This window comes from Luteitalea sp. (assembly GCF_022842525.1).
Lineage (GTDB): Bacteria > Acidobacteriota > Vicinamibacteria > Vicinamibacterales > Vicinamibacteraceae > Luteitalea.
Genome location: NZ_JALHPM010000360.1, coordinates 1 through 3,071 on the forward strand (window position 1 = coordinate 1; position 3,071 = coordinate 3,071).

Annotated in this window: 2 protein-coding genes and 1 pseudogene; 1 reads left to right on the plus strand and 2 read right to left on the minus strand. The window is 69.7% G+C overall.

From position 1 onward, the window contains the following. A pseudogene (locus tag Q0C41_RS30920) lies at window positions 1-287 on the plus strand (hypothetical protein); the annotation flags it as partial. 6 nt (window positions 288-293) lie between these two features. Here Q0C41_RS30920 and Q0C41_RS30925 read toward each other — a convergent pair. Together Q0C41_RS30925 and Q0C41_RS30930 are read right to left on the minus strand one after the other, a co-directional pair. Further along, entirely contained in the window at window positions 294-1,820 is a 1,527-nt protein-coding gene (locus Q0C41_RS30925) for an FHA domain-containing protein (protein ID WP_291990821.1), read from the minus strand. A 65-nt stretch (window positions 1,821-1,885) separates the two neighbouring features. Next, window positions 1,886-3,071 (minus strand): CpaF family protein (locus tag Q0C41_RS30930; RefSeq protein WP_291990823.1); only part of this gene is annotated, 1,186 nt, incomplete at its 5' end.

The following is a 3,071-nucleotide window of genomic DNA, read 5'->3' on the forward strand; positions in this document are numbered from 1 at the left end:
GCCTCGTGCTCGGGCCGACCTCGGGCCTGGACGCCGCCTTCACCGACGCGATCTCCCGCATGCATGCCCGCGTCGTGGCCGTGCTCTCTCGCGCGCTCGCGGACGGTCAGGCGCTCGGCGTCGTGGCTGAAGGCGATCCCGACGTGCTCGCCTCCTTCGCGATCGGCGCGTTCAAGGAGGCCGTGCTGCGCTCGCCCGAGCTCGGCCCCGCCCGCCGCGAGCTGCTCGTCACGGGGCTCGCGCGTTTCCTCGAAGAAGGCTTCCTGCGGCTGCGCGTCAGCCCGTGATCACGTTCACGGGTTCCAGCATGGGGTGCCGTCCCACCGCTGTCCGTTGGTGCAGCGCGCCATCAGCTGTCTTCGGAGGACCTCGCACATCACCGCATACTCGGGGCGCTCCGGATGGGTGGCGCGGAGCGCTTCGTATTGCGCGAGCGCGTCCTCCAAGTGTCCCTCGGTGACCAGCTGGGCCGCCACCGAGTCGGGCGTCCGCGACAGGCCGCCGTCGAGCAGCTCGACCGTCAGCACTGGCACGAACGTGCTCGGGTTCTGGTACTGGCGCGGCCCTGCATCGACGCCGCCGTCCTGGCCCGGCGGCACGACCGTGCCCATCGTCGGCGACACCGTCGCTCGGACCGCCGCAGCCTCTTCTTCGGGTGTCGGCATCGAGAGCCATGCCAGCACGACGGCGACGAAGAGAGCGACCATCAGCCACGTACGTGTGGGCAGCTTGTTGCCTTGCTGAGCACTCAGCTGCTGCGTGGCGGCATAGGAAGGTGGCGCGGCGAAGCCACCCGTCGCGGGCGGTGTCGGGCCGCCCGGTGCCTGCGCGCCCGCTCCCGCGCCTGGCGCAACCGGCGGGTTCTGGATCGAGGGCGCCGTCGGGGGCCCACCAAAACTTGGCGGTGGCTGAGGCGGGCCACCGAAGCCCTGCGGCGCGCCACCAAAGCCCTGCGGCGCCTGGGGCGCGCCACCGAAGCCTTGTGGTGCCCCTCCGAATCCTTGCTGGGGCGCCCCCCCGAAGCCCTGCGGCGCCCCTCCGAAGCCCACGGCGGGCGCGGGCGAGCCACCGCCCAGCAGCGCATCGGAGTCCACCATGCGTGTGGCCTCCTGACCGAGGGGCGCGAGCTCCGCGCTCATGAGCGTCTTGGCCTCGGGGCGGAACCCTGCAGGCGCACCGCCGAGACGCGGCCGCTCTGGGCCCCCAGCAAGTCCCGGCGAAGGTGGTCCCGGAGGTGTCGGTGCTGGTCCCGGAGGTGTGGGTGGTGGGCCCGGTTGCAGCGGCGCCATCGGTGGGCGCGGCGGGGCCGGGGGCATCGATGCGGCGGGCGCTCGTCCTGGCGGCGGAGCAGGTCGCGCGGAGACCATCGCCTTCGACGGCGGAATCTCCGACATCGACTCGGCCACGCGGGTCCGCTCGTTCTCGAGCTCGTCGCCGACGCGGGTCGCCTCGCCCACGAGCGAGATGCGTGGCGCGGCGCCCGGGTCGCGGACCATCGCGGTGGCCTCGGCGACGGCTGTCTCGAGATCGAGGATGGCCTGGCCGAAGGTGAGCTGGCCGCGACCCTGCACCTGCACCCAGGTGCTCACGGACTGACCATTCAGGCGCACGTCGCCTGCGGCCTGAGGGTCCGCGACGTAGAGGGCGTTGCCGTCCCAGTACAGCTCGATGTGGAACATCGTGATGCCGGGACCGGTCACGACCCATCCGGCCGCTGGTGAGCTTCCGACGACCACGCGGGCCTGCGGGTAGTTCTGGTCCACCTGCCAGACCGACCCTGCCGACGTACCGCGACGCAGTGTGGCGCGAGCCCAGCTCATGGACCTACTCGAATCGACCGGGTTCGGTTCACCACATCACCTGACGCAGACGAAGCCTTCCGACATCAGCGACCTCGCTGTTGCGCTGCATGATAGATGATGTGTGGGATGTCGAGGCCATAACCTTTGATGGTCTCCGTGCAGTGCGGGATGTAGCCGGTGGGCTCGAACGTCGAGATGACCCGGCCCTTGTCGTCCTCGCCGTGGTAGCGGCGGACGAACACGTCCTCGAGCCGATAGCCGGTCTGCGGATCGTAGCCGTTGACCTCCGTGATGTGCGTCACGCAGCGCGAGCCATCCCGCAGACGCGACGTCTGCACGATGATGTCCACGGCGGAGGCGAGCTGTGCGCGGAGGGCCGAGAGTGGGATCTCGATGTCGCTCATCAGGCACATCGTCTCGAGGCGGTTCAGCGTGTCGGTCGGGTAGGTGGCGTGCACCGTTGCGAGACAGCCACCGTGACCCGAGGTCATCGCCTGCACCAGGTCGAGGGCTTCACCGCTGCGGATCTCGCCGACGACGATGCGGTCGGGGCGCATTCGCAGTGTGGCCTTGAAGAGGCTGCGGATCGAGACCTCACCCTTGCCACGCGCGTCGGGGGGTCGCGCCTCGAGCTGCACGATGTGCGGCTGCTGGAGCTGCACCTCGCGGTTGTCCTCGATGACCACGATCCGATCCTCGACTGTGATGAAGCCCGAGAGCGCGTTGAGCATCGAGGTCTTGCCCGAGCCCGTGCCGCCCGCGACGATGATGTTCTCCTTCACCGCGATGACGTTGCGCAGGAACTCCCCGGCCTCCGGCGTGAACGAGCCGAAGCCGATCAGCTTCTCCACCGTCAGCGTCTCTTTCATGAAGCGGCGGATCGCGACGCAGGGGCCGTCCGGAGCGGCAGGCGGGAGCACGGCCTCGACGCGGCTTCCGTCGGGTAGGCGCCCCTCGAGGATCGGGCGGTGCTCGTCGATGTGCTTGCCCACGTACTGCGCGAGGTTGCGCAGCGCGGCCGTCAGCGCCTCCTTCGACGCGAAGCTCGCCTGCGTCAGCGTGAGCTTTCCCTTGCGCTCGATGAAGATCTGACTGGGACCGTTGATCATCACCTCCGAGACCGATGGGTCGTCCAGGAACGGCCGGATCGGGTCCAGGAACTTCATCAACGTCTGGTCGAATACGTCTTTCGGGATCACGGCTCGCCTCCGCTCGACCGGGTCTGTGCGGCGCCCGGTGTTGCCGCATCCGTTGGCGCCGTACCCGACG

Bases quoted from the DNA above. Each gene is read 5' to 3' on its own strand.
- Q0C41_RS30925 (WP_291990821.1), bottom strand. From the start codon at position 1,820: ATGAGCTGGGCTCGCGCCACACTGCGTCGCGGTACGTCGGCAGGGTCG.